General features: G+C 71.1%; 3 protein-coding genes. All 3 read right to left on the bottom strand.

Features of this window, described 5'->3' with window-relative positions:
• Positions 1-50: 50 nt before the first annotated feature.
• Positions 51-1,451, bottom strand: a complete 1,401-nt coding sequence (locus H7I57_RS08765) for a cobyrinic acid a,c-diamide synthase CobB (RefSeq protein ID WP_264023035.1) — start codon at positions 1,449-1,451, stop codon at positions 51-53.
• Between the two features lie 94 nt (positions 1,452-1,545).
• Positions 1,546-2,160 (bottom strand): cob(I)yrinic acid a,c-diamide adenosyltransferase, encoded by a 615-nt coding sequence (gene cobO, locus H7I57_RS08760; RefSeq protein ID WP_264023034.1) that lies wholly within the window; start codon positions 2,158-2,160, stop codon positions 1,546-1,548.
• Between the two features lie 21 nt (positions 2,161-2,181).
• The coding region (locus H7I57_RS08755) for a vWA domain-containing protein (RefSeq protein ID WP_504928636.1) at positions 2,182-2,400 on the bottom strand (219 nt) is incomplete at its 5' end.

Below are 2,400 nucleotides of genomic sequence, written 5' to 3'. Positions count from 1 at the left end.
TGTGATCCTCGAGAAATCTCATTCTTTCACCACGACAGGGCATTTCGCTGTTACAACCCGCCTCCCATCCCTACCTCATCGGTGAATCCAGGCTTAGAGTGCGCGGCGGCCGCGACGAAGCGGGCGATCGCCTGCGGGTGGGCGGCGGGATGGGTGTGCAGATAGCCGGCGTGCACTCCGCCGAGCACGGCACCGTCCTCGACAGCCCCGCCCGCGAGGCCCCGGTAGCACCATGCCGGCTGCCGTTCCCCCGCGAAATGCACCGTGGTCCGGTGGAACTCGTGGCCGACAACCCGTTCGCCGACGGCGTGGAGCGACGAATCACAGACCGCGACCGCGTCGCGGTACCCCAGCGTCAGCGTGTCGGTGAACGACGCCGACCCCGCAAGTGCCCCGCACATCGGCCGGCCGTCGAGGTCGTCGACCAGATAGGTCAGGCCCGCGCATTCGGCGTGCACGGGCGCACCGGCGGCGGCCAGCGTGCGGATCTGCGCGCGCACCGCGTCGTTGCCCGACAGCTCGGCAGCGAACTGCTCGGGGAATCCCCCGGGAAGCACCAGCGCGGCCGTGCCGGACGGCAACGGGTCGTGCAGCGGGTCGAAGTCCACGACCTGTGCGCCTGCGGCGGCGAGCAGTTCGCGGTGCTCGGTGTAGCCGAAGGTGAACGCCTTGCCCGCGGCCAGTGCGACGACCGGTGCGTCGGCGCGGGGTTCGGTCAGCTGTGGCGTCCACGGCTCGTCGGCGACGTGGCCGGCTGCGGCCGACGCCACCGCGTCCAGGTCGACGTGGCGGGCCACCAGCGAGGTCATCGCCTCGACCGCGGCGCCGGCGCGGCGGCCGTGCTCCACCGCCGTGACGAGCCCGAGGTGCCGCGACGGCACCGCCAGCTCATCGGCCCGCGGGATGGATCCGAGCACCGCGACACCGGCCTGCTCACACCCCTGGCGCAACACCTCGTCGTGCCGCGCGGACCCCACCCGGTTCAGGATCACCCCGGCGAGTCGGACGCCGCGGTCGAACGTGGCGAAACCGTGCAGCAGCGCCGCCACGCTGTGGCTCTGCCCGCGCGCGTCGACGACGAGCACCACCGGCGCCCCGAGCAGCGAGGCCACCTGCGCGGTGGATCCCTGCGCGGCGCCTCCGGACGCGACGTCGCCGATATGGCCGTCGAACAGGCCCATGACCCCCTCGACGACCGAGATGTCGGCGTCGTCGCTGCCGTGCCGGTACAGCGGACCGATCAGCCGATCACCGACGAGCACCGAATCGAGGTTGCGGCCCGGCCGGCCCGCGGCCAGCGCGTGATACCCGGGGTCGATGAAGTCCGGTCCGACCTTGAACGGCGCCACCCGGCGGCCGGCCTGCCGCAGCGCACCCATCAGACCCGTTGCGACGGTGGTCTTTCCACTGCCCGAGGCCGGTGCGGCAATGACGACCGCCGGCGTGCTCACGCCTCGCCCCGCGAGCTTGCGTGTCTGCACGCCGACACGCCGCAACTAGTGGCATTTTGCGCGCGCTCGCGCAGTTCGAATGGGCACAGAGCGCTCACCACTCGATGCCCTTCTGGCCCTTGCGCCCGACATCCATCGGATGCTTGACCTTCGTCATCTCGGTGACCAGATCCGCGGCATCCAGCAGCGCCGCAGGGGCGTCGCGCCCGGTGATCACCACGTGCTGACGTCCCGGACGCGCGCGGAGCACGTCGACCACTTCATCGACGTCCACCCAACCCCATTTGAGCGGATAGGTGAACTCGTCGAGCACATAGAAGTCGTGGCGCTCCTCCGCCAGGCGGTCGGCGATCTCCGCCCACCCGTCGGCCGCGGCCGCGGCGTGATCGATCTCGGTTCCGGCCTTGCGTGACCACGACCAGCCCGAACCCATCTTGTGCCACTCGACCGGTCCGCCGACGCCGCGCTCATCGTGGACGCGTCCCAGCTCTCGCAGCGCAACCTCTTCTCCCACTTTCCATTTGGCGCTCTTGACGAACTGGAACACCGCGACATCGAAGCCCTGGTTCCAGGCGCGCAGCGCCATCCCGAACGCTGCGGTGGACTTGCCCTTGCCCGGCCCGGTGTGCACGGCCAGCAGCGGCGCGGTGCGCCGTGCGCGGGTCGTCAGCCCATCGCTGGGAACCGTCAGCGGTTGCCCCTGAGGCATCGCATCACCTTCCTACAACCGTCAGGCTGCGCCCCGGTCGGACTGCACCTTCACCAGCTCGGTCAGGTTGTCGGCCCGCAGCTGCTCCAGCCGCACCGACGGCGCGCCCAGATGGCCCGCCAGGTCGGCCGCCAAACCCAGTCGTACATAGGATGTCTCGCAGTCGACGACGACGGCCGCGGCCCCTTCGGCCACCAGCCGGGCCGCGGCGGTGCGCGTGCGGCCGAGCGGGTCGGGCCC

The organism is Mycolicibacterium pyrenivorans (genome assembly GCF_025821625.1).
GTDB lineage: Bacteria > Actinomycetota > Actinomycetes > Mycobacteriales > Mycobacteriaceae > Mycobacterium > Mycobacterium pyrenivorans.
The sequence above is the reverse complement of the archived record's forward strand: the minus strand, read 5'-3'. Positions and strand labels throughout refer to the sequence as shown.

Excerpts from the sequence above, each read along its gene's own strand:
- cobO (WP_264023034.1), bottom strand. The coding sequence starts at position 2,160 with ATGCCTCAGGGGCAACCGCTGACGGTTCCCAGCGATGGGCTGACGACC.